Consider the following 23573-nt stretch of genomic DNA (forward strand, 5'->3'; position numbering starts at 1 on the left):
GGCCCTTTTGATGTCCGACCTGTTGCGCGCCCCCGCCGAGATCAAGTACGCCGAGGAGCTGGACTGGCTGGAGTCCGTCGACGACAGCCCCAAGCCGTTCTCCTGGCGCCTGTCCCCGAAGATGATCCGCCTGTTCATCCTGGGCTCCGAGCGCTCCGACGGCCTGGACCGGGACATCGCCCAGAAGTGGTTCGGCGACCGCAGCTTCGTCGAGCGCTCCATCGTCACACTGGCCTCCGACCGCGGCCTGCTGCTCATCGGAGACCCCGGCACCGGAAAGAGCTGGCTGGCCGAGCTGCTGTCCGCCGCGATCTCCCGCAACTCCACCCTGGTGGTGCAGGGCACGGCAGGCACCACCGAGGACCACATCAAGTACTCCTGGAACGTGTCCATGGTGATCGCCAAGGGCCAGTCGCGGGAGTCGATGATCCCCTCGCCGATCATGACCGCCATGGAGACCGGCGCGATCGGCCGCTTCGAGGAACTCACCCGTTCCACCAGCGACGTCCAGGACGCGCTGATCTCGATCCTCTCGGAGAAGTACATCTCCGTTCCCGAACTGGACAGCGACAGCATCGTCTTCGCCAAGCCCGGTTTCTCCATCATCGCCACCGCCAACAGCCGTGACCGGGGCGTCAACGACCTGTCCTCGGCCCTCAAGCGCCGCTTCAACTTCGTCCGCATCCCGGTGATGACGAACAAGAAGAGCGAGGCGGAGATCGTCCGCTTCCGCACCGAGGAACTGCTGCGCCGCCACCAGCTCGAGCTGGACGTGCCGCCGACGCTGCTCGACGTCCTGCTGCGGAGCTTCGCCGATCTGCGCGCCTCGGCGGCCGCGGCGGGCAGCGACGACGAGAAGCTGGAGTCCGCGCTGTCCACCGCCGAACAGATCGGTGTGCTCGAGGACGCGATCCTGCACAGCAATTTCTTCGGCGAGCGCGCCCTGACCGCCCACACCCTCGCCACCTCGCTCGTCGGGTCGCTGGCCCGGCGCGAGCCCGAGGACCTGGCCATCCTCAACAAGTATCTGCACGGTGTCGTGGAGCCGCGCAGCAAGGAAGAGGGCGGATCCTGGCCGGAGTTCCTGGAGGGCGGCCGCGACGCGATCGCCACCCTGTCATGAGCCGCCCCGTCATGAGCGGCACGCACCGGGGGACCTTCGAAGCCCTGCGCGCGCAGATGCGGGAGGCCGCCGCGACGTTCGCCGACGGGCCCGACGCCCTGGAGGACATCCTCCTCGGTCTCGTCGACGACGTCGACCGCGCGGCGGGCGAGCCACTGGAGATCTTCCCCGTCTGCCATCATTCGCCCGCCTCGGCGATCGCGATGGCCCGCCGTCTGCGCCAGAAGCAGCCGAAGGTCGTGTACCTGGAGCTGTGCGAGGACATGGCGCCGCTGCTGACCGAGCTGCGCAACTGCCGCCTCCCGGTGGCGGTCCAGGGGTTCGCGAGCGACGTCGACGGCTTCCCGGCCGAATGGTCCCCGCTGTCGGTGGTCGCACCGGTCACCGAGGCCTCGGCCGAGTACCAGGCGATCGCCTACGCGCTGGACACCCCCGGCGTCGAGCTGGTCCTCGTCGACCGTTCCTCGGACCACGTCTTCCAGTGGGACAAGCGCGCCACGCCCCCCGAGGAGCCCGGCGCCGACGCGGGGGAGCCGGGTGCGCCCGCCGCCGGCGAAGAGGCCGCGCTGCACGGCGACGCGCTCGGCGTGGAGATCGGCGACCTGCGGCCGCGCTTCGCGCAGTTGGAGGAGCACCTGCTGCGCCACGGCAAGGTGCGGCACTGGTCGGAGTGGTGGCACCAGTACGTCGAGCTGCCGCTCGGCGACGGCGACCACGACACCTACCGCCAGGTCATGTTCCTGATCGGCAGCCTCTTCCGGCGCCTCGCGCCCGGCGATCCGCACCGGGTGCGCGTGGACGAGGACCGCGAGCGCCACATGTGGACCAGGATGCGTGAGCACCTGGCCGCGACCGGCACCGATCCCGCGGACTGCCTCTACGTCTGCGGCGCGTTCCACGCCGCCAGCCGTGTCGCGGAGTTCGGTGTCCACGGCGCCGACACCTACCGGATCAGTCCGCGCACCGCCACCACATGGCAGTACGGCCTGATCCCGTCCAGCCACGCGGCGATCGAGGCGCAGTTCGGCCTGGCCGCCGGTTCGGTGTCGATCGCCGCGACGGTCTGGGCGAAGAACGTCAAGCGCACCGGGGTGGAGCCGTACCGCCTGGCGGGACAGGCGGGGACGAAGAAGACCAAGCCCCGGAAGCACACGGCCGCGCCCGCGCCCACCACCCCGGCGCCGGCCTCCGACAAGCTGACCGGCTTCCTGCGGCAACCGCCCGTCCTGGACCGGCTGGACGAGACCGAACTGCTCGGCTGGTCGGTGGAGATCGTGCGCGCCGCCCGCCGTAACGGCTATCTCGCCTCCACCGCCGACGCCATCGCCGTGTTCGAGACGTCGATCCTCCTGGCCGGGATGCGCGACCGGGCCAAGCCCACGCCGTACGACTTCCAGGACGCGGCCGTCACCTGCATCGAGAAGGACACCGTGCCCGGCCGGCGCGATGTGCGCCGCCTCGTGGAGATCATGATGGGCGGTGACCGGATCGGGAAGGTCGGCTACGACGCGCTGCCACCGCTGGCCCGCGACGTGCACGACCGGCTCGCGCCGCTGAACCTGAAGCTCCAGCAGCGCGGCGTGCAGCGGGCGCTGCTGGACATCGCCTCCCGGCCGGAGCTCCAGCAGTGCTCCGACGTGCTGTGGATCCTGCGCCATCTGATGCCGCACGGCACCGCCCGTCCGATCATGGGCGAGCGGACCCTGGGGGAGCGGCCCATCCAGGAGTCCTGGGACGTGGCGCTGGGCACCCATCAGCGCGCGCTCATCGAGCTGGGCTACGAGGGCGTCAGCATCGAGCAGGTCCTGGAGCAGCGCCTTCGCCGCGCGGCGTACGGCCCCCGGGCCACCGCGGCGACCGTCCTCGAAGCCGTCGAGGACGCGACGCTGTACCTGCGCGGCCGCCGTCTCGCCGATGAGCTGGGCACCCGCGCCCTGGAGGTGCTGTCCGCCGAGCGCGGCGTCGACGGGGCACCGGAGGTGCTGCGCCGGGTGCGGCGGCTGCTGGCGTACTACCGCACCAGCGAGCCGGTGCTGCCGCCGTGGATCGAGTCCTTCGTCAAGGCCGGATACGCGCACTACTGCACCCTGCTGCCGACGGCGTTCACCGACGACGAGGCCACCGTCCGCCAGGTGGCGGCGATGCTGGGCTTCCTGTTCAGCATGGAGGGCTTGGCGCTGTCCCTGGGCTGTGACCGCACCCAGCTGGAGCTGGCCGTCGCCCAGTCGCATCCGTCGGACCCGTCGAAGACGGCGCTGCTGTGGGCGGCACAGCAGCAGCTCGGACACCTCTCCCGCGCGGGCCTCCGGGCGAGGTGCGACGAGCTGCTGGCCAACCCCCTGGTGGTGCCCGCCTATCCGCGCTACCTCAGCGGCTTCGTCCACGCCCTGGAGCCCGTCCCCGGCCTCACCGGCTTCGTCGTGGAGGCGGTGTCGCACGCCTTCGGGCGGCTGCCGGACACGGTGCTCCTGCCCTGGCTGCCGACCCTGATCACCACCCTGCGGTCGGGCGGCGCCGAACTGGCCCCCCTGCTGATCCGCGAGGCCGGACGGATCTTCCCCGGCCGTCTCACGGCGCTGGACACCTGGGTGCCACCGTGGCAGGCGCAGCCGGAACCCCCTCACCCCGCACCACGCGCGGACGGCCACCGCCGCGCCGCGCTGCTCGCCGCCCACCCCGCGGCCTGCGACGCGGTGGCGGACCTGCTGGGCTGCGACGGGACATGGGCGACGACGGACTCCCACCCGGCAGGCGCGGCACTGGCCGGCCGCCATCCGGACACGGCCGTGGCCCTGGAGGCGCTGCTGAGCGGCACCTGACCCCAGCGCACCCGCACGCCGCGGGAGGCCCGGATGTCACACTCCGGAGGCCTCCCCTGTCACACCTCCGGAAGACCCTTGGCACCCCGTATACGACAAGAGGAGCACCCGCCATGGCCCGGATCTCGCTCACCCCGCCCCGCACTCTGCTCAACCGCCTTGGTGCCTGGTACTCGCGCCGCACCTACGGCAAGGTGCTCGACCCTGGCCTGGCCGTCGGCCACAACGCGCGGGTGCTGCTCACGTACGTACGGCAGGAGCGCGGTGCCGCCAAGTGGAACCGCCTCGACCAGAGCCTCAAGCACCTCGCCGTCATGGCCGCGGCGGCCAGGATCAGCTGCTCGTGGTGCATGGACTTCGGACACTGGGAGGCCGACGCCCTCGGACTGCCCATGGACAAGGTTTCCAAGGTCCCTCGGTGGCGTGACCACCAGGAGGACTTCACCGAGCTTGAGCTGCTCGTCCTGGACTACGCCGAGGCCATGACCGAGACCGAGCCCCGTGTCACCGACGAGCTGGCCGCCGCCCTGGTCGAACGGCTCGGTGAGGCCGCCTTCGTCGAACTCACCGCCATGGTCGCGCTGGAGAACTACCGCTCGCGAATCAACAGCGCCTTCGGCCTGACCAGCCAGGGTTTCTCGGACGCCTGCGCGGTACCGTCTCGGACGTGATCGACACAACCACCTTCGAACAGCACCGACGCATGTTGTTCGGCATCGCCTACCGCATGCTCGGCAGTGTCGCCGACGCCGAGGACCTGGTGCAGGACACCTGGCTGCGCTGCAGCCAGGTGTCCACCGCCGTGGACAACCCGGCCGGCTATCTGACCCGTACGGTCACCAACCTGGCGCTCAACCGGCTCACCTCGGCCGCTGCCACCCGCGAGCGGTACGTCGGGCCCTGGATGCCCGAGCCGCTGGTCACCGAGCCCGACGCGGCTGATGAGGTGGAAATGGCCGAGTCGGTCTCACTCGCCATGCTCGTGGTCCTCGACAGCCTCTCGCCGCTGGAGCGAGCGGTATTCGTCCTCAAGGAGGTCTTCGGTTTCTCGTTCAAGGAGATCGCCGGAATTCTGGAGCGCGGCGAGGCGTCCGTGCGGCAGGTCGGCCACCGGGCCAGGGCACACGTCCAGACCCGGCGGCCGCGCTACGACACACCGGCCGAGGTGCGGCGACAGGTCACCGACGAATTCCTGGCCGCCTGTATCGGCGGCGATCTCAACCGGATGATGGAGCTGCTCGCCCCCGATGTGACGGCGTGGAGCGACGGTGGCGGCAAGGTGAAGGCCGCCCTCCGCCCGCAGCGCGGCGCGGACAAGGTCGCCCGTTTCCTCGCCGCCGTCGTCACCCAGCCGATGGACCATCCCCGCGTACACGCTGTCGACGTCAACGGGCGGCCGGGGCTGTTGCTCACCATCGCGGGCCTTCCGGACACCGTCGCCTGCGCTGAGGTGGCCGACGGCCGGATCACGGAGATCCGTATCATCCGCAACCCGGACAAATTGCGACACCTTCAGCCGCGACCCCGCTGAAGGGGTGCGGGCGGCCCAGCCGGACACAGGTCCGGCTGGGTCAGGGCGGGCCGGGTGGCGGGGGCGTGGGAGCGGCCGGAGTGGGTGGGCTCAGTCGACGAGGTCGAGAGCGGCGGCGAGAACGCTGTCGCTGTCGATGCCGTGGTACCGGTAGACCTCGTCGAGGGCGCCGCACTGGCCGAACCGGGTCACACCGAGCGTGGTGAGCGGCACCTGATGCACGGTGGCGAGGAAGGCCAAGGTGTGCGGATGGCCGTCGAGTACGGTGACCAGCGGGGTGGCCCGGTCGGCGGGGAAGATCCGGTCGAGGATCCAGTCCGGTTCCTCCGCCAGGCCGCGCCGGGCCCGCAGCGCGCGGAACAGCAGGTCCGGGCTGGTCACGCACACCACATCGGCGCCATGGCCGAGCGCGTCGAGCCGTTCGGCCGCGGCCAGGGCCTCGGGGACCAGGGCGCCCATCGCCGCGATCGTCACCACCGGCTTGTCGTGGCGCCGCAACCGGTACCCGCCCGCGACCACCTGCCGGCGCCGGCGCTCCCGCGCGGCGGGGTCGGTGGGCACGGCGGCCAGGGACTGGTCCACCGGCCGGGTGGACAGCCGCAAGTAGGCCGAACTCCCCTGCGGGCGGCCGAGGTTGCCCAACGCGGCGAGCAGACACCATTCGGTGTCGAGGGTGAAGGCGGGCTCGTACGACACACATCCCGGCTGCTCTATGCCGAGCGAAGGGGTGGTGATCGACTGGTGTGCGCCGCCCTCCGGGGCGAGGGTGACACCGGACGGGGTGCCCACCAGAATGGACTGCCCGCCCGCGTACATGCCGAAGGACCACGGCTCGAGCGCCCGGTTGACGAAGGGGTCGTACACCACGCCGATGGGCAGCAGGGGCTGCTCCCAGCGGCTCCAAGTGGCGCCCAGCTCGCCCAGCAGACCCACCAGGTTGGTCTCGGCGATGCCCAGCTCCACATGCTGGCCGGTCGGCTTCTCCCGCCAGTGCAGGATCGTCTCGGCGTCGTCGGCGAACCAGTCGGTGCCCTCCGTCGCCGACCACACCCCGACCTTGTTCAGCCAGCCGCCCAGGTTGGTGGTCGAGCTGACGTCCGGGCTGACGGTGACGATCCGGCCCGCCGCCTCCGGTGCCCGGCGGGTGAGGTCCAGCAGCGCCCTCCCGAGCGCCTGCTGGGTGTGGCCGGTCCCGGTGGGCGCCGGGCGGCCGAGGTCGGCCGGAACGGCGGGCGGCTGCCGCGGCTCACGCTCGGGCCGGTGCAGCCGGTGTGCGGCGGCCGCGCACAGGGACGCCTCCGCCGAGCCGTCGGGGAAGAGGGCCCATGGGCGCTCCAGATCCGCCCCCAGCCGCTCGGCCAGCGGGCGCATCTGGTCGCCCGTCAGCAGCGAGGAGTGGTTCTGCGGGTGGCCCTCGATGGGCAGCCCGTGACCCTTGACCGTGTACGCGAAGATCACGGTCGGCCGGGTGTCGTCGATGGCGTCGTACGCCTCCAGGAGGGCGCCGAGGTCATGGCCGCCCAGGTTGCGCAGCGCGGCAAGCAGCGTGGCGTCGTCCAGTCGCGCGATGAGGCCGGCGATGGGACCGGCCGTGGAGCCGCTGCCGGGCAGCCGCTCGCGCAGCTGTCCGGCGGTGCAGCGCAGCAGGCGCTGGTACTCGGGGTTGCCCATGGCGTCGATGCGGGTGCGCAGGGCGTCCCCGCCGGGCCGGGCGAACAACTCGCGCAGCAGATAACCGTACTTGAGCGTGAGGACCTGCCAGCCGGCGGCGGTGAACATGCCCTGCAGACGGCCGGCGGCGATGCCGGGCACCACACGGTCCAGGGACTGCCGGTTCAGGTCGACGATCCACGTCACCTCGCCCAGGGAGGACACCACCGGGTCCTGGATCGCCTCCCAGATCGCCCCCTCGTCCAGCTCCGCGTCGCCGAGCAGGGAGTACTGCCGTCCCGTCCCGGCGCCGCCGAAGCGCCCCTCCACATAGCGCCGCGCGAGCGCACCCCACAGGGGAGCGGTGGCGCCGATCCCGACCGAGCCGGTGGAGTAGTCGACGCGGTCGGGATCCTTGGACCGGCTGGGGTAGCTCTGCAGCCCGCCGAACGCGCGAAGCGTCGTCAGACGGGACTCGTCCAGTTCGCCGAGCAGGTAGTTGATGGCGTGCAGCACCGGTGAGGCATGGGGCTTGACCGACACCCGGTCCTCGGCCCTCAGCGTGTGGAACCACAGCGCCGTCATGATCGAGGTCATTGACGCGCTGGACGCCTGGTGGCCGCCGACCTTCAGCCCCGTGGGGTTCGGGCGCACCCGGTTGGCATGGTCGATCATGGCCGTGGACAGCCACAGCACCCGGCGCTCGACCGCTTCCAGCGTGCTGAGCGTGCCGAGGTGTTCCTTCCCGGCCGGGTCCTTGCCCGGGGCACCCGAGAAGGGCGCGTCCATGACCACATCAACCACCTCCGCCGCCTGGACCTGGTGTCCAGGAATACCGTGTGATGCGAGAAGTAGACAGAGCGCTCCCGTTCCGCGCAACATGTCTCCTTCCGGCTGGGCACATTGCCCACTGCGCCGGGGGACAAGACGGTCCCGATTGATCAACGTGACCAATGGCCCGGCGGCCGACGGAAGCCACGGCGGCCTGACCCCGGGGAGCCCTGCCTCGGCGCGTCCGGTCTACGAACGCCGCCGCCTCGCCACGGCAATGCCCGTTCCGATACCCGTGATCAACAGCCCGAGCCCACCGAAGATCAGCGGCAGCAGCCACAGTGAGACGAATCCGTTGATGCGCGCGTCATCGGGGGAATCGGCGCGGTACAGCACCTCGACCCGGTCACCTTCGTCGTAGGACGGTGGATTGGAGCCCGTCGAACTCCGGAACGTCCTCGAGGTGCCGTCCGCCGACGTGAACTCGACCACCGGGTACGCCGCGGGCTTGTTGCTCTGCGTCGCCTTGCGGGACGCGCCGCTGCTGTCGTTCCGCCACTCCAGCGCCACCACCGTGCCCTGGGCGCGCTTGGCGTCCGTCAGGAACGAGACCGACATCCCCGCCAGGATCAACCCGATGACCAGGAACACCGCTCCGAAGGCGATCACCCCGAAGGTGATCCACCGGCTGGCCTGCCCACGCTGACGCACCTGTACCCGCACGAAGCGTCCCCCTCGCTCATCTGGAATGACAGGACGCTATCCCAGGCACCCGGTCGCCGTGCTCCCACCCCCCGCGCGGTCCCGCGTCCGGACCACACCGGCCTCGGCATCCGCATGCCGCAGGTCAACCGGTCGCCGCGTCAGGTCCTGGGACGCACCCGGATGCCGGCCCGGTCGTACGCGCCGTAGGTGATCAGGTCCTCGGCGACGAGCAGCACCACCCAGGACTCGCCCCGCTCCCACACCAGGCACCTGTTCACTGTCTCCTCGTCCCCGAGGGGATCGCACGCGCCCTCGGGCAGCGGGTCGCCGAGCCGGGCGCGGAGCATCCCGGACACCCGCCCGTACTGGGCCGCGAAGTCCTCGGCCGTGGCCTCGGGGAGCACATCCGCCCGGCTGTGGAAGGGGCCGAACTCGTTGTCCCACTCCTCCGGGTCGCTCGGATCGGTGAAGTACGCGAAGGGGTGTTCCACGAAGCAGCCCGTCCGGCACTCGGGGTGATCGCAGACCACGGTGGGGTCCGGTCGGCGGCGGCACCCGGGGGCCTCCCCGAGCAGCAGCCACCAGTCGTCCACCATCTCCTCCCCGCTGATCCACCAGGGTTCTTCCCAGCCCACGCCCGGCGCCCCGGGGTCCTCGCCGGCACACCAGCCGTTGCGCGCGAAGGCGTCCTCGAACGCCTGCCGGCTCCAGGGCAGGTCCGCGAGCTCGATCGCGCGGTCCACCAGGGCGTCGTCGAAGGGCAGCAGTTGCATCGCCATGGAGGAACGCTATCCGGCCGGGCGAGGCCGGTGTCCGGTCGGCGGCGAAGCCGCTCAGCGCGTCTTCTGGAGGCCGATCGGACCGGTCGGGGCGGTCTCGTCACCGGGAGTGTGCCGGGTCTCGCGGGCGAGGCCGACGGTGAGGATGGTCAGCGCGCTCATGAGGGCGATGAAGAGGACGACGCCGCTGACGCTGTGGTTGAACCAGAGCAGGAGGGCGGAGCAGAGCATGGGGGCGAGCCCGCCGGTGAGGACGGTGCCGATGTTGTTGGCGATGCCGACGGCGCTGAACCGGACGCTGGTGTCGAAGAGTTCGGCGAAGAAGGCGGGCTGGGAGCCGAGGACGGCGGACTGGCCGATGCCGAGGGTTCGACATCGTGCGGATCATCTGCCCATGATGGCAATGGACTTGGAGAGCCCCCGCAGCCCGACCTGGGGTGCTGGGACGGGATCGGGTTCAACACGCCGCTCGTCGACGCCCTCGCCGACCCGGTCGGCGAGGGCTGGGTCGTGCCGGACGAGGTCGTGGACGCCGTCTTCGACACGGCCCTGGGCGGCGTCCCGGCCGAGGAACGCGTGTTCTGGCTCACCACCTACCGCGCGAACTACGCCGGTGACGCCGGACGCCGCCGTCTGCGCCTCAGCACGGTGAACCTGCGGGACCGCGACGGGTTCCACGGCAGCGCACTGGGCCTGAGCCCGAAGCCCCCGCCGCCCCCACCGGCGGGCCGGATGGCCCCGGCGGGCCCGGCGGCAGGCCGGGGAACCCACCCAAGCTCACCCAGGCGGCGGGCGAGGCCATCGGGAACACCCCTTCAGCGACGAGGCGTTCTGCTTCACCGTCATGGGCGAGCCGTAGGCCACCGCCCCGGCCGAGGCCTGCCGGGCGTTCGGGCTTGACGGCGGTGTCAGCCGTTCATGGCCGCCCAGAACTCCTCGAAGGACATCTGGCGATCGCCGTTGGTGTCGAGCGAGTCGATCAGCCCCTGGGCCTGCGCCTCGGTGATCTCCGAGCCCTCCAACTCCGCCACGACCTTGCGGTATTCGTCCGCGGTGACCAGGCCGTCGCCGTCGACGTCGTAGCGCTCGAAGACCTTGCGCGCCGCCGTCTCCATGATGTCTGCCATGTTCTCCGCCCTTCTGTGATCTTCGCTGACGGGCCCAGATTATCCGTCCGCCCGGAGCGCCACGGAGCCCGCCCAACCGGCCGGGGCGGAGGGCGGCGGCGCGGCGACGCTCCGGCACCAGCACTCCTGCGCCTACCTGACGCGAGTCCTGGCACGACGGCGGCGGGCAGGGCCATGGCGGCCATACGCAGGCCCCAGCAGCAGCTCACCCACCGCCGCGAACCGGACGTCGGACACTCAGGACTGGTAGGCCACCAGTGCCATCATCCCGGACTCGCCGTGGTAGGCGTTGTGGCAGTGCAGCATCCACCGGCCGGGGTTGTCGGCATCGAAGACCACGGACACCTTCCTCTTGGGCAGCACGATGGTGGTGTCCTTGCGCGGGCCCGTGCTGCCGAGCTGGTAGGTGTGGCCGTGGAGATGCATGGGGTGCCACATGTCGGTGGCGTTGACGAAGTCCAGCCGCACCCTCTGCCCCTCTTCGATGCGCAGAGGGTGCGCGTCCGGGGCGCGCATGTCGAACTTCCTGCCGTTGATGGCCCAGTCGTACCTGTCCATGCCGCCGGTCAGCTCGATGCGGTGGACCCGGTCAGGCTTCTTCGAGGACAGCCGCACATCATCGGCGGCGCGCAGCTGGGACGCGCTCAGGATCAGGCCGTCCAGTTCCTCGGGACGGACGGTCGGGGAGGGCTTCCTGCCCGAGCCGGTGCGGACCAGCGCCATCGCACTCGCCTTCTTGCCCTCGGCCATCGCGACCAGCGGGAAGACGCCGTCCTCGAGGGTGACCAGGACGTCGTAACGCTCTCCCATGCCGATGAGCAGTGCGTCTGCCTGCCGGTGCTCGACGGGGTAGCCGTCGGTGTGGGTGATGGTCAGCTGGTGTCCGCCCAGTGCCACCCGGTACGCGGTGTCCGCGCCCGCGTTGATGATCCGTAGCCGCACTCGCTTGCCCGGCTTACCGGTGTAGACGGCCGGGTCGTTCGGGACCCTGCCGTTGACCAGGTGGTGGGGGTATTTCACATCCCCTGCGTCGCCACCGAGGAGCCTGCTGTCGGCACCCATGAGCATGAACTTCGCCGACATGCCGCCGTCGGCGGAGTCGGAGGGGGACGGCGACGCGCTCATCCCGTCCATGCCGCTCATACCGCTGTGGTGCATCCCGCCCATGCCTCGCTTGAGCTCCGCGAATGCCTCATCAGGGGTACCGGTGACACCGTCGAGCCAGTCGTCGAGGACGACGACCCACTCGTCGTCGTACCTCAGCGGCTCCCTCGGATCCTCGACGATCAGCGGGGCGTACAGTCCGCGGTCGAGCTGGACGCCGACGTGGGGATGGAAGAAGTACGTGCCGGGGGTGTCGGCGATGAAGCGGTAGGTGAAGGTCGAACCGGCGCGGACCGCCGGCTGGGTGGCCGGGGGTACGCCGTCCATGTCGTTGCGCAGGGCCAGGCCGTGCCAGTGAAGGGACGTGGTGGTCCTGCCCGGTAGCTGATTGGTCAACTCGGCGGCCAGGGTGTCCCCGGCCGGGAGGCGGATCTCCTGACCCGGGGCGCGCCCGTCGAACGCCCAGGTCTTCGCGGTGACGCCGCCACCCAGGTCGAGCTTGACGGGTGCGGCGGTCAGGCTCCGCTGATGCACCCTGCCGGTGGACGGGCGCTTCTTCTCCACGCGGGTCACCGCGGAACCGGAGGGATCGATCAGACCCGGAGTGCTGTCGGAACCGGGGGTGTTGCCGCAGGCGGCGAGCGCACCGGCGCCGGCCGCTCCCAGTCCGGCCAGCAGGACGGATCGGCGATTGACACTGTTCACAGAAGGGGTGTCCTTGTCTCGATATGCCGTTCAGGTCGCATGCGGAGACGGCTCCTCGCCCTGTCGCCGGGCGGGGATGCCGTGGGGTGCGACCTAAACGCGCAAACGAGAAAGGACGGAGAGGAGGTCGGGTGGCGCACGCTCCGCCGTCCCGGAGACGCCGCGTTCGGAGACGGCGGCGTGCGGGGCGGCGTCGTGCTCGGCGTACGACATCGCGGTCGGCGCCGTGAGCTTCAGCGTGTCGACACCCGAGGCGGAACAGTGCTCCATGCCCGCGCCGCCGCAGGCCATCGCCCCGTCCCCGTACAGGACCGGGCCGGACCGGAGCACCGGTGTGGCGGTGGCTGACGCGGCACGAGGGTGGGCGTCGTGCCCACCGGAGGGCATGGGCATCGACATGGCGGTCATCGTGTGTGCGGTGCTCGGCGATGTCGACGTCATCGGCGCGGCCACCTGGTGGTGGACCAGGACGGCGAGCGCCGCGAAGAGGGCGACGACGGCAGCGCGTGCCCAGCGGACGCCATCCCTACGGGGGCGGGTCGGCCGGACCTTCCGCACGGTCATCGCCTCCACCTACGGTTCCTGTCAGCGAAGGGCCAATATACCCGTAGGGGGTAGCGAGCCGTACGCCCCTCCCCGTATGAGGCCGTCGCGCGAGGGGCGGCGGTCCGGTGCGGATCAGTGGGACGCGGCAGGCCCGGTCTTCTTGCGGGCGCGGTACGCGGCCGCCTTGATCTTGTTGCCACAGGACTCCATGCCGCACCACTGCCGCCGCATGCCACGCGAGCGGTCGATGTAGACGCGAGTGCATTCGGGGTTGCCGCATTCCTTGAGCAGTGGAACGTCCGTCCCGCTCAGCAGCTCGATGGCGTGGCGCGCCACCGTGGAGAGAGCTTCCTCCGGCGTGGCTTGTGTCCATCGCCCCGACGGCGTGAGCTGCGGCACGGCGGGTGGTTTGCGGGCCGCGTTGTTCACCACGGTCAGCGCCGCCCCGTCGTACTCCTCCCCGAGCCGGCGGGCGGTGGCCAGCTGGTAAATGGCTTCCCGTACGGTCGTCGCCTGCTCGACATCGGTTTCCTTGCCGGGGGAGACCGCGTCGACGATGCCGGACTCCACGTACCACGCGTTCAGCCGGTCCGGCGTCGTGAACATCTCGAAGCACGCCGAGCGGCGCGCTCGGAGCGTCGCGGCGAAGTCGAGCGCCGGGTTGCCGCATACGAAAACGTGGTCCAGGTGCACGGCACCATCCTGGCAGGTGACTTCGGGCCGGACAAGCTACTATTCCGCGATGTCGTCACCGGTCAAAAGGGTGGTGACGTATACGGGGTGGTCGAGGCCCCGTCAGAGGTGGTCCACGTCGATGACGGCCTGGGCGAAGGCGGTGGGCGCCTCCTGGGGCAGGTTGTGGCCGACCCCCGTCAGGGTGCGGTGCTCGTACTCACCCGTGAATCTGTCCCGGTACGAGGCTCCGTCATCCGCAGGGGTGAAGGGGTCCCGTCCGGGGTCGAGGGTGATGGTGGGCACCTCGATGACCGGTCGTGCGGCGAGCCGCTTCTCCCAATCGTCGTAGCGGCGCTCACCGTCGGCGAGGCTCAGCCGCCAGCGGTAGTTGTGGATGACGATGTCCGCGTAGTCCGGGTTGTCGAAGGCCGCCGCGGTGCGTTCGAACGTGGCGTCGTCGAAGTCCCAAGTCGGGGAGACGGTGTCCCATACGAGCCTGGTGAGGTCGCGGCGCAGGGTCTTGTCCTCCATGGCGAGTCGGCCTCGCTCGGTCGAGAAGTAGTACTGGTACCACCAGGCGTGTTCGGCTTTGGCCGCCAGCGGCTTCAGGTTCGCCCGGAGGTTGGTGATGAGGTAACCGCCCACCGACACGAGGGCCTTGCAGCGTTCGGGCCAGAGCGCGGCGACGATGCCGGCGGTGCGTGAGCCCCAGTCGAAACCCGCCAGAACCGCCCTCTCGATCTCCAGGGCGTCCATCAGGGCGAGGATGTCGAGGGCGATGGCCGACTGCTGGGCATTCCGGAACGTCCTCTGGGAGAGGAAGCGGGTCGTGCCGTGGCCGCGCAGATAGGGGACGACCACCCGGTAGCCCTCCTCGGCCAGCAGAGGGGCGACGTCGACATAGCTGTGGATGTCGTACGGCCAGCCGTGCAGGCAGACGACCGCGGGTCCGTGGGCGGGGCCCAGTTCGGCGTAGCCGACGTTCAGCAGGCCGGCCCTGATCCGTTTCAGCCGCGGGAAGGCGGTGTGGGTTCCGGGGGTGACCGTGGGGGCGGTCGGTGCCGCGGACGCGCTCCGTGTGGCGGCGGACGCGGCCTGCGGACCGGTCAGTGAGACGGTGGCCGCGCCCAGCCCCAGGGCCTTGCTGAAACCGCGTCTGCCGATCATGTGCGTCACTCCCGGTGTCTCGTGAGCCGCCTTCTGTGATGACCGACTGTCCCACAGGCGTTCGTCACTGGTCAAGGCGGTGACCCAAGGGCTACCCCGTACGGTGAAGTCATCGTTTGATCGGAATATGTAGGTAGTCATCACCCTCTGAAGCGGTGATGCGAGAGAGTGTGTGGCACGGCGGATCCGTCGTACCGCGGCGCCGGGCTGGTCGGCCCGGCGCCGGAGTGGTGATTCAGAACTGTGTGAAGAACTTCCAGACCTCTGCCGGCACCCAGGTCCTGGAGCCGCTGTCACCGCCGGCCCCGTCCTGGGGAGCGGCGATGTGGCCTTCGTCGAACGCGGCCCATTCGACGGGGTGTCCGGCCGAGCATCCCGCGTAGGTGGTGATCCGGTGCGTCAGGCTGCCCTGCGCCGGCTCGGGCGGGTTCTGGGTGGTGCAGCCGTTGTTCCTGACGAACGTGTCGCGCATGGTCCGTCCGCCGGAGATGCCGAGCACGCTGTCCCTGATGCCGTGCACCCCGAGGTAGGCGATGGGCTGGTTACCGCCGCTGCACCCGCTGAGCTGTCCGCCGGACTGGACCGCGACCGCGCGGAAGACCGTCGCCCGGGAGCAGGCGAGCGCGTAGCTCATGGCGGCGCCGTAACTGAAGCCCAGGGCGAAGCGCCGTGAGGTGTCGACGCAGAGGGCTCCCTCGATCTGGCTGATCATGTTGTCGACGAGCGCGACGTCCTCGCCGCCGGAGTTCGCCCAGCCGTTGTTGAGTCCCTGGGGTGCGACGAAGATGGTGCTGTTGTTCGCCAGCCGCTGCAGTCCGTAGTAGGCCCAGGTGCCCGTTTCCACCGTGCGTCCCGTGTCGACGTCGGTGGCGGTGCCGCCCAGCCAGTGGAATCCGAAGACCAGCCGGTAGGCGTGGTCGCGGTCGTAGTTGTCCGGAACTTTCAGGATGTAGCTGCGGCTCTTGCCGTTGCTCTGGATCGTATGCGTACCGCTGGTCAGACCGGGGGCCTTGCCGCAACCGGCAGTCGCCGTCGCGGTCTCACCAGCCGTGAGCGCCGCCTTTCCGCTGAAGACGCCGGGCGTCGCTGTGCCGCCCAGGGCCAGAGCGAGAAACCCCGCGACCATGGCGGGCCACAACGCGATCCTTGACATCACACCACTCCTTCTGTGGCTGTGGGAGCGCTCCCAAAATTGGCTGGAACGTTCCCCTGTCCATACGGGTTCGATGTGGGGGCGGGCCGGACTCAGGGTGTGGACAGCTCGAACCGGGCGACCTTGACCGACCCGCCGAGCGCCTGGGTGGCGTAGTTGAAGATGGCGTAGCGGTAGCCCATGAAGAACCGCCAGTCGTTGCCCATGGTGAACGAGGGCCCGAGGCGGATGAAGTTCACCCCGTCGGTGCTGTACGAGAAGGTGCCCGGACGCCCCGCGCCCGGGCGGATGTCGGCGGTGGCGCGCAGCCATATGCGGCCGCTCGGGACGGTGGCGCTCGCCACCTCCGTGCCGGTGCCGGTGGTGTTCCAATTTCCGTCCATCGACAGCCCGTTCACCATCGCCACCCGCGTCGCACCACCGTCGCGCTTCACCCCGATCCACGCGGAGGAGTCGCGCAGCAGTGCGAGCCCGGCACGGTCGCCGTCGCGCATCGCGGAGTGGTCGAGTTGGACGGTGGCGGTGGAGGTGGGTCCCTGGATGCGATGGGTGAGGGTGTTGCGGGCCCAGTACAGGTCGTTCGTGACGGTGGCGGTGCGCAGCGTCAGACCGTTGTCGACCGACCACTTGGTGGTGTCCGGGTTGTGGTTCCACTCCCATTTCGGCTTCAGGGCCGTGCCGTCGAAGGTGTCGACGCCGATCAGCGGGGTGACCTGGCGGGGCGGCGCGGGGAGAACCGGGCTCGGATACGAGGCGCCCCAGGCGCCGTTCACCAGTTGTACGACGGGCCACCCGTCGGAGGTCCAGCTGATCGGGGCCAGCACGGGGATCCGGCCGCCGGGGTAGGCGTCCACGAAGGCCATGTAGTACCAGGCACCGCTGGGGGTCTGTACCAGTCCGCCCTGGTGCGGCACCCCGCCGCCGGAGACCGGTCCGCCCAGGTTGAGCAGGACCTGCCGCATGGTGTACGGCCTGAAGGGGCCGCTGGTGGACTTCAGGATGTACTGGCCGTTTCGCCGGGCGGGTGAGGAAGATGTAGTAGTTCCCGTTGATCTTGTAGAAGCGGGAGCCCTCCAGCGTCCCGACGCTCGACGGCGTGGTGAACACCTGCTGCGCACGGACCTGGCTGCGCCCGTCGGCGGAGAGCTGGGCCACGCTGATGGTGGTGTTCCCGTAGGCCACGTACAGGGTGTCGTCGCTGTCGACGAGCAGGCCCGCGTCGTAGTAGGCGTTGTTGATCGCGGTGAGCCTGCGCCACGGCCCTTCGACGGCCGGAGCGGTGTAGAGGTACGACGTACCGAATTCGATGCAGCCCAGCCAGTAGAACGTGCGGTTGCTCGGCCGGTAGGCGAGGGACGACGCCCAGATTCCCTTGACGTAGGCGCGGGCGCCGCTCAGGTCGTACCTGGGGCCGAAGTCCAGGACGGGCACCGAATGTCCGGCGAACTCCCAGTTGACCAGGTCGTACGAGCGGAGGATGGGTGCCCCCGGCGAGTAGTGCATGGTGGAGGCCGAGTAGTAGTACGTGTTGTCGACGCGGATGATGTCGATGTCCGCGAAGTCCTGCCAGATCACCGGATTCGCGTACGAACCGGCGGCTGTGAGGGTGGCCCCGGCGGGGCCGTGGGACGGGGCGGTGGCGCGGGCGGCGGAGACGGGCAGGGCGGCTCCCGCCACCAGCCCGGTGGCTGTTGCCAGTGCGGTGCGGCGACTGTGCTCGCGATGGAGCCAGGACATGGAGGGTCGTTCTCCTTTGTGGTGGCCGGACTGCCACAGGAGCGATGACGCGCCGGCACGGTGGACGTGGTGTGGTTACGGCCTCGTACGAGAAGGCCCGGTGGTGTGCACGCGTTGCGGAAGCGGTCCTGGAGCGGCGGGGCGGCGGGCCGGTCCGGTGCACGGGTCCTCGGATGGCCGCAGCTGCCGCGGCGCCCCCTGTCCCCTTGGGTTTTCCCTTGGGATTCCCCTCGGGACGCGACGCGTTGACGCATGGGCACATCGCACCGGATAACGTCTTTTCAGCGCTGGTCTGTGGGGCCGGCACAAACCTGTCCGTCTGATGTCCTGTTCGGAATAGCGAACAGTAATCGGTTGCCCGGACAAGCATGGATGATAGGCGGATGGCGAGAGACGTCAACACCTCTCGCGCCAAACGAACCGGCGAAGCCGGACGAGGGCCGGAACGAAGTCCGGACGGCTGATGCGGCCCCCGGCTCTCGGCGCTTGTGGACGACGGCCGGCTCTTCGCCTGCGGTTCAGCCGCCGGCGCCGCGGTGCGGGCCGGTGCTTTCGCGGACGATGAGGGCGGGCTCGTCGCAGGGGGCGGGGATCGGTGCCGCGGGATCGAGCAGCCGGTGCAGCAGCCCGAAACAGGTGCGGCCGAGCCCCTCGAAGTCGAGGCGGACCGTGGTCAGGGCGGGGGAAAGGAACGCCGCGACGGGCACGTCGTCGAAACCGGCCACGCTCAGGTCGCCGGGGATGTGACGTCCGGCTTCGCGGGCCGCACGCATCACCCCGGCGGCCACGTCGTCGTTACCGCACAGCACGGCGGTCACCGACCGATTCGCGACCAGCTCCCACGCGGCGAGATAGCCGGTGCGCGGCGTCCAGCCTCCCTCCACCACGGGTGGCTCCGGGGCACCGGCCGCGCGCAGCGCGTCCAGCCAGCCCAGGGTGCGCTGGGCCACCTGAGCGGTCGAGGACGGCAGTGTCAGGTAGTGCACGGTGCGGTGACCCAGGCCCAGGAGGTGGCGGGTGGCACGGTCGGCGGCGATCCGGTCGTCCAGCCAGACCTGCGACCGGGTGGAGACCGGCTCGCCACCGGAAGGGCGCTCGACGGCGGCCACCACCGGTGTGTCCGTGGGCAGCAGTCGCAGGGCGTGCGCTCCGGGGGCGTCGAAAGCGATGACCACGACGGGCTCGCCCGGCCGTGCCAGTCGGGTGCGCAACTCGGTACGGTCCAAAACGGCGTGGCGGTCCAGCACGCTCACGGCGACGGCGAAGGAGGCGGCGCGCGCGGCTTCCTCGATGCCGCGCAGCGTCGAGGCGGCCCCGTACAGACTGGTGTCGCTGGTGAGGACGGTCAGGGAGCGGGCCGCCTTGCCCGCGAGTTCACGGGCCGCGCGGTTGGGCCGGAAGCCGAGCGAGTCGATGGCGTCCTCGACCCGGCGACGGGTGGCGCCGGCGACAGAGCCGTGCCCGTTGATGACACGGGAGACGGTCTGGTGAGAGACGCCGGCCAGCCGTGCCACGTCGCGGATGGTCACGGTGGGGGCACCGTCGGCAGGGGTGCGCATCAGCCCGTGTCGGCTCCCGGGCGCGAGACCGCGAGGGGGAGCAGCGGCTGGTATGCGAACGGACGCCGACTCATCACAGCCCCCACGTGACGCGAGTGGTGGCGAGGGAGGCGTCGGGAAGGCGGCGGCCGTCGCGCGGCATGGCCGGGCCCCTCGTCGGCGCGGGACGTAGGTGACCGGTCACTGACCTGCTCTCCCCTTGGACGCCACGCGAAGCGATCGTCCTGAGCCGACGCCGGGCCTCCGGCTATGGCGCTATCGGCCCGGAAAGCCCGCGCTGCGATGGCTATTGACACTTCGGCTTCCGTCACCACAATCATGCGATGGTGTGACCGTTCACACAAGGGCCGGAAGAGGCGGGACCCGAAGTCCTGACGACCCGGGCCGCCACACCCCGATGCCCCGCTCTTGGACGGTTCCACGGTCGCCAGGGCCGGCGCCGTGGGCACCACTGTGATCAGCGGCTCCGGGATGGCGGCTGCTCGGCCCCGGAGCCGGGGTGGTACCGCGTCGGAACGCACTGTCCTCCGGCGTCATCGCGCCACGTCCGACTGCGAGACGCGTATGCGGCTTCGTCCCGGACCAGGAGCGTCGTGCGCCCGGTGACATGAGGGTCGGAGCACCGCGGATCAACGCCAACATTCGGAGAGGACAATCGATGACGTCGCATCGGGAGCGATCCGGGGGGCGAGGGCGACAAGCCCCGAGCCGGCGGTCCGTTCTGGCCACGATAAGCGCCCTGCCGGTCCTCGCGTCCGCGACGCCGGCCGTGGGGGCGTCCGCGACGGCGGCTGCCGGAGTGATCATCGATCCGGCGGCGGAGCGGCAGACCATCCGGGGCTTCGGCGGCATGAACCACACTCTGTGGATCAACGATCTGACGCCTGCCCAGAGGGATGTGGCATTCGGCAACGGCGAGGGGCAACTCGGGTTCTCCGTGCTGAGAATCCCCGTATACGAGAACCGGGCGGACTGGAGTCGCGAGGTGGCGACGGCGCGGCGTGCGATCGAGTACGGGGCGACCGTCATCGCGTCGCCTTGGAATCCGCCCGCTCATATGGTGGAGACCTTCGTACATGGCAATCAGGCCAACGCGAAACGGCTCCGGTACGACATGTACGGCGCCTATGCGCTCCACCTGGACGAGTTCTACAGGTTCATGAGGGACAACGGCGTGAACCTGTACGCGATCTCCATACAGAACGAGCCCGATTACGCGCATGACTGGACATGGTGGACTCCGAACGAAATGATCCGGTTCCTGCGGGAGAACGCCGGCTCGATCGGCACCAGGGTCATCGCGCCGGAGTCCTTCCAGTATGTGAAGAGCTTCTCGGACCCGCTTCTCAACGATTCGGGGGCGCTCGCCAATATGGACATTCTCGGGGCTCACCTGTACGGCACGCCGTACCAGAACTTTCCCTACCCCCTCTTCAAGGAAAGGGGCAGGGGTAAAGAACTCTGGATGACCGAGGTCTACTACCCCAACAGCAGCGATTCGGCGGACCTCTGGCCCCAAGCGCTCGACGTGGGGGAACATATCCACCGCGCCCTGGTGGACGCCGAGTTCCAGGCTTATGTGTGGTGGTACATCCGGCGCAGCTACGGCCCGATGCGGGAAGACGGGCGCATCAGCAAGCGCGGGGCCAACATGGCGCACTTCTCGAAGTTCGTCCGACCTGGGTATGTGCGGATCAACGCGACCTCGAATCCCCAGGCGAACCTCTACGTCTCGGCGTACAAAGGCGGAACTTCCAAAGTGGTCATCGTCGCCATCAACAAGGGCACCTCGACAGTGAGTCAGCCGTTCACCCTTGTGAACAACACCTCGTCCAGCGTGTCGTCCTGGCTGACGGACGCGAGCAGGAACCTCGCGCCCAGGGGTGCGATCAACGTGTCGAACGGCTCCTTCACGGGCGAGCTTCCCGCCCGAAGCGTGACCACCTTCGTGACCGGGTGAGGCAAACCACTCCCATCAGGCGCGCGGACACGGGCCGGCCGGCTGGTGCGGACGGCCTGCGGGGCCGACCCCGCAGACGCAAGGGCCGGCTCACCGACGGCCGCGACTTCGCCACCCGCGTGATCAGCGAAGCCTTGTCCAGCTTTCCAGAGGCGTAGGAGTGAGGTGGCCGGCGTGCGGCTGCACAACGCCCCCGCTCGGCAGTCGGCCGTCGAGATCGGCGCCCGCGCGTTGGGCGGAGGCGGAAGTGGACTTCCTTGCCCGCGTCGCGGAGTTGAGGGAGGCGGGGGTGGCCATGACCAGCAGCGGCAGGCCGCGGGTGTCGACCACCAGGTGCCGCTTGCGGTCGTTGATTTTCTTGCCCGCGTCGTAGCCGCGGGAGCCGCGACCGACGGTCTCGTCCGCTTCATGTGATCTCCGAACGCCGCCGTACCTCCTCAGCATGCAGCCCCATCCAACGTCACTGGATGAGGACAAGCCGTATCACCATCATTTGGCGGGGAGCAGAGGACCGGCCGGACGCCTCCGCGCTCTTCGGCTACGTCAGATCAGCTGCCGCCGAGGAGTTCGCCCAGGCCCTGGCGGGTGGTGGCCAGCACCACGCGGTCGTGCGGCTTCAGTACATAGCCGGGGTGCAGGTCCCACACCAGACCGGGCTCCCGGTCGGCGCCGTCGTACGGGAGCGCCGCGGCGAGGTCGCGCCGCCGGTCCGCCGGTTCCGCCGCGTCGAGCGCGATCACCCGCCAGGCGCCCGGTTTGAACGCTTCGGCGACCGTGCGGTCCTCCAGCTGCGGATGGCCCGCGACATGCAGTGCGGCGAAGAGCAGTACTGTGCGTTCGACCGGTATGGCGCCCAGAACCTGGCGGCCCATCATGGCTCCGGCGAAGGCCGGTGCGGCGAGTGTCGAGACACTGCGGCTGCGGGTCAGGGCTTGGGGGTGGGCGGCGCGCAGAGTTCGGTAGACGGCCGTGGCGAAGTGATCGTCGTACAGGCGCAGTGCCACCCGCAGGCCGGGTTTGACCGAACGGGCGTACAGCGTCGCCTCCAGGTTGGTGATGTCGGAGCTGGTCAGCGCGAGCAGTGCGTGCGCCCGCCGGATCTTGGCGGCCTCCAGCACGCCTTCCTGCGTGACGTCACCAACGACGGTCGGCACTCCCAGCCGCCGGGCGAGCGGGATGCCTCGCGCTTCGGGGTCCTCCTCCACACACACCACGGGGATGTCCAGCTCACGCAGTCTCGCCAGCACACGCGTGCCCACCTTGCCGAGGCCGAGCAGGACGACGTGGCCGGAGAGCCCGCGCGGTGGCCGGCGCAGCGCGGACGCGGTCCGGAAGGTGCCCAGCGCTTCGAGGGCCGCGGCCACCAGGACGGGCAGCAGGAGCAAGCCGATCAGTCCGGACAGCAGTTGGAGGACCTTGCGCGCGGTCGGCTCGTCGAGCGCCGGGTCGTCGATGGCCAGCACGTCCAGCACGGTGAGGTAGGCCGCGTGCGGGAGGTCGTCCCCGGTGAACTGCCACGAAGCGAGGGCGAGTGCGAGAACGGCGGTCACCATCGCGGCGACGGACCAGCGCAGCCGGCGGGAGAACAGGGAGGCGAGTGGCACCCTGCGGCTGCCGAGCCGCCGCGGTGGAAGGGGCGTACCGGTGAAGGAGACGGCTTCCAGCACCACCGTGCCGCGCCCGGTGGCGGCGGCGACCTCCTCGTCGCCGGGCAGCAGGCGCGGACCTTCGTCTCCGCTGCTGTCCGAGCCCTCGCTGCCGCCGGGGTCGCTGGTGGTGGACGAGAGCAGGGCGAGGGTGCACAGTCCCGGATCGGCGACCTCGTCGCGGTCGGGCGGGATGCGCTCGGCCGCGTGCAGCAGCAGCCCGTCGGCCTGCACCACTTTCCGCGTGCCCGCGACGGCGGTGGCCGCGAGCGCGGGAGCCACGGTGTCGGCGTCGGACAGCACAGTGGTGGCGGCGTCCAGCTCCGCCGGGTCCATGCCGGGGTCGGCGACCACCGCGGCCTGGTCGAGCAGGTCTTCCAGGTGCTGCCCCAGTTTTCGGTTGTAGAGCCGGATCACCAGCCTCAGCCGGGGATTGAGCCGACGGGCACGCAGCGCGGCGTGGATGTTAGTCTCGTCGTCGTCATGGACCAGAGCCAGTGCCGTGGCCCGCGCCGCCCCCGCCTCGGTCAGCACGTCATCGGCGAGGTCCGGCGCCTCCATCAGCCGAACGCCCGTATCCGGCGCCCCGTCCGACGCGCCCTGGCGGGGGAGCGGCGCCCGTCCGACCGCCGCTGCCACGCGGCCCAGGAGGGCGGACGCGCGAGCGGGTCCTGTGGTCCGTAACCGCGTGGTCTCCCCTACCGGGGCCGCGGCCGGAACGACGACCGTCACCTGTGTGCGGTAGACCTCGTGCAGTTCGGCCGCCAGGCGGTGGGCCAGCGCGTCGTCGCCGCAGACGATCATGTGCGGGACGGC

17 protein-coding genes and 3 pseudogenes are annotated in these 23573 nt (G+C 70.3%); 5 read left to right on the forward strand and 15 right to left on the reverse strand.

Translation table 11 applies throughout. The annotated features are described in order from the left end of the window. Positions 1–10 precede the first annotated feature (10 nt). From ASC60_RS15800 to ASC60_RS15815, 4 genes are all read left to right on the forward strand, one after another. Entirely contained in the window at positions 11–1123 is a 1113-nt protein-coding gene (locus ASC60_RS15800) for an AAA family ATPase (RefSeq protein ID WP_055551313.1), read from the forward strand. A gap of 11 nt (positions 1124–1134) precedes the next feature. Continuing rightward, the gene (locus ASC60_RS15805; RefSeq protein ID WP_107097087.1) at positions 1135–3942 is read left to right on the forward strand and encodes a DUF5682 family protein; all 2808 of its coding nucleotides are present in this window, start codon (positions 1135–1137) and stop codon (positions 3940–3942) included. 113 nt (positions 3943–4055) lie between these two features. Continuing rightward, positions 4056–4613, forward strand: a complete 558-nt coding sequence (locus tag ASC60_RS15810) for a carboxymuconolactone decarboxylase family protein (protein ID WP_055551317.1) — start codon at positions 4056–4058, stop codon at positions 4611–4613. Beyond that, on the forward strand, positions 4610–5473 hold the full coding sequence (locus tag ASC60_RS15815; protein WP_079038432.1) for an RNA polymerase sigma-70 factor: 864 nt from the start codon (positions 4610–4612) through the stop codon (positions 5471–5473). The genes ASC60_RS15810 and ASC60_RS15815 overlap by 4 nt, the downstream gene beginning before the upstream one ends. Positions 5474–5563: 90 nt before the next feature. Here ASC60_RS15815 and ASC60_RS15820 read toward each other — a convergent pair whose 3' ends face one another. The 13 genes and pseudogenes from ASC60_RS15820 to ASC60_RS15870 form a co-directional block, all read right to left on the reverse strand. Next, complete coding sequence (locus tag ASC60_RS15820; RefSeq protein WP_234356983.1) at positions 5564–7798, reverse strand: pyruvate dehydrogenase; 2235 nt, start codon at positions 7796–7798, stop codon at positions 5564–5566. 345 nt (positions 7799–8143) lie between these two features. Further along, positions 8144–8617, reverse strand: a complete 474-nt coding sequence (locus tag ASC60_RS15825; protein ID WP_055551319.1) for a DUF3592 domain-containing protein — start codon at positions 8615–8617, stop codon at positions 8144–8146. 140 nt (positions 8618–8757) lie between these two features. Next, a complete protein-coding gene (locus tag ASC60_RS15830; RefSeq protein ID WP_055551321.1) occupies positions 8758–9378 on the reverse strand; it encodes a hypothetical protein in 621 nt (206 codons plus the stop codon). 54 nt (positions 9379–9432) lie between these two features. Continuing rightward, positions 9433–9609 carry a hypothetical protein gene (locus ASC60_RS41685; protein WP_159043272.1) on the reverse strand — a complete coding sequence of 59 codons (177 nt, stop codon included), beginning with the start codon at positions 9607–9609 and terminating at the stop codon, positions 9433–9435. Positions 9610–9762: 153 nt separating this feature from the next. Continuing rightward, positions 9763–10056: a hypothetical protein gene (locus tag ASC60_RS42225; protein ID WP_199830968.1), complete on the reverse strand. Its 294-nt coding sequence runs from the start codon at positions 10054–10056 to the stop codon at positions 9763–9765. Positions 10057–10286: 230 nt separating this feature from the next. Further along, positions 10287–10505 (reverse strand): EF-hand domain-containing protein, encoded by a 219-nt coding sequence (locus tag ASC60_RS15835; RefSeq protein ID WP_055551323.1) that lies wholly within the window; start codon positions 10503–10505, stop codon positions 10287–10289. Positions 10506–10742: 237 nt separating this feature from the next. Next, entirely contained in the window at positions 10743–12314 is a 1572-nt protein-coding gene (locus tag ASC60_RS15840) for a multicopper oxidase family protein (RefSeq protein ID WP_055551325.1), read from the reverse strand. A 93-nt stretch (positions 12315–12407) separates the two neighbouring features. Next, positions 12408–12878, reverse strand: coding sequence for a hypothetical protein (locus ASC60_RS15845; RefSeq protein WP_159043273.1), 471 nt, complete (start codon positions 12876–12878; stop codon positions 12408–12410). A 114-nt stretch (positions 12879–12992) separates the two neighbouring features. Next, on the reverse strand, positions 12993–13553 hold the full coding sequence (locus ASC60_RS15850; protein ID WP_055551329.1) for an ABATE domain-containing protein: 561 nt from the start codon (positions 13551–13553) through the stop codon (positions 12993–12995). Positions 13554–13655: 102 nt separating this feature from the next. After that, positions 13656–14702, reverse strand: a complete 1047-nt coding sequence (locus ASC60_RS15855; RefSeq protein ID WP_055551331.1) for an alpha/beta fold hydrolase — start codon at positions 14700–14702, stop codon at positions 13656–13658. Positions 14703–14940: 238 nt separating this feature from the next. Then, a pseudogene (locus tag ASC60_RS15860) lies at positions 14941–15828 on the reverse strand (PHB depolymerase family esterase); the annotation flags it as partial. 119 nt (positions 15829–15947) lie between these two features. Beyond that, a pseudogene (locus ASC60_RS15865) lies at positions 15948–17592 on the reverse strand (glycoside hydrolase 43 family protein). Between the two features lie 518 nt (positions 17593–18110). After that, positions 18111–19151 (reverse strand): LacI family DNA-binding transcriptional regulator, encoded by a 1041-nt coding sequence (locus ASC60_RS15870; protein ID WP_055551336.1) that lies wholly within the window; start codon positions 19149–19151, stop codon positions 18111–18113. Between the two features lie 799 nt (positions 19152–19950). Here ASC60_RS15870 and ASC60_RS15875 point away from each other — a divergent pair. Beyond that, entirely contained in the window at positions 19951–21111 is a 1161-nt protein-coding gene (locus ASC60_RS15875; RefSeq protein WP_370592918.1) for a glycoside hydrolase family 30 beta sandwich domain-containing protein, read from the forward strand. Between the two features lie 229 nt (positions 21112–21340). On the opposite strand, the pseudogene ASC60_RS44080 reads toward ASC60_RS15875, so the two are convergent. Both ASC60_RS44080 and ASC60_RS15880 read right to left on the reverse strand, forming a co-directional pair. Further along, positions 21341–21516, reverse strand: a pseudogene (locus ASC60_RS44080) (transposase); the annotation flags it as partial. A gap of 143 nt (positions 21517–21659) precedes the next feature. Beyond that, positions 21660–23561, reverse strand: a complete 1902-nt coding sequence (locus ASC60_RS15880; protein WP_055551340.1) for an NAD(P)-binding protein — start codon at positions 23559–23561, stop codon at positions 21660–21662. Positions 23562–23573: the final 12 nt, after the last annotated feature.

The sequence above is a fragment of the Streptomyces sp. NBRC 110028 genome, assembly GCF_001417735.1.
Lineage (GTDB): Bacteria > Actinomycetota > Actinomycetes > Streptomycetales > Streptomycetaceae > Streptomyces.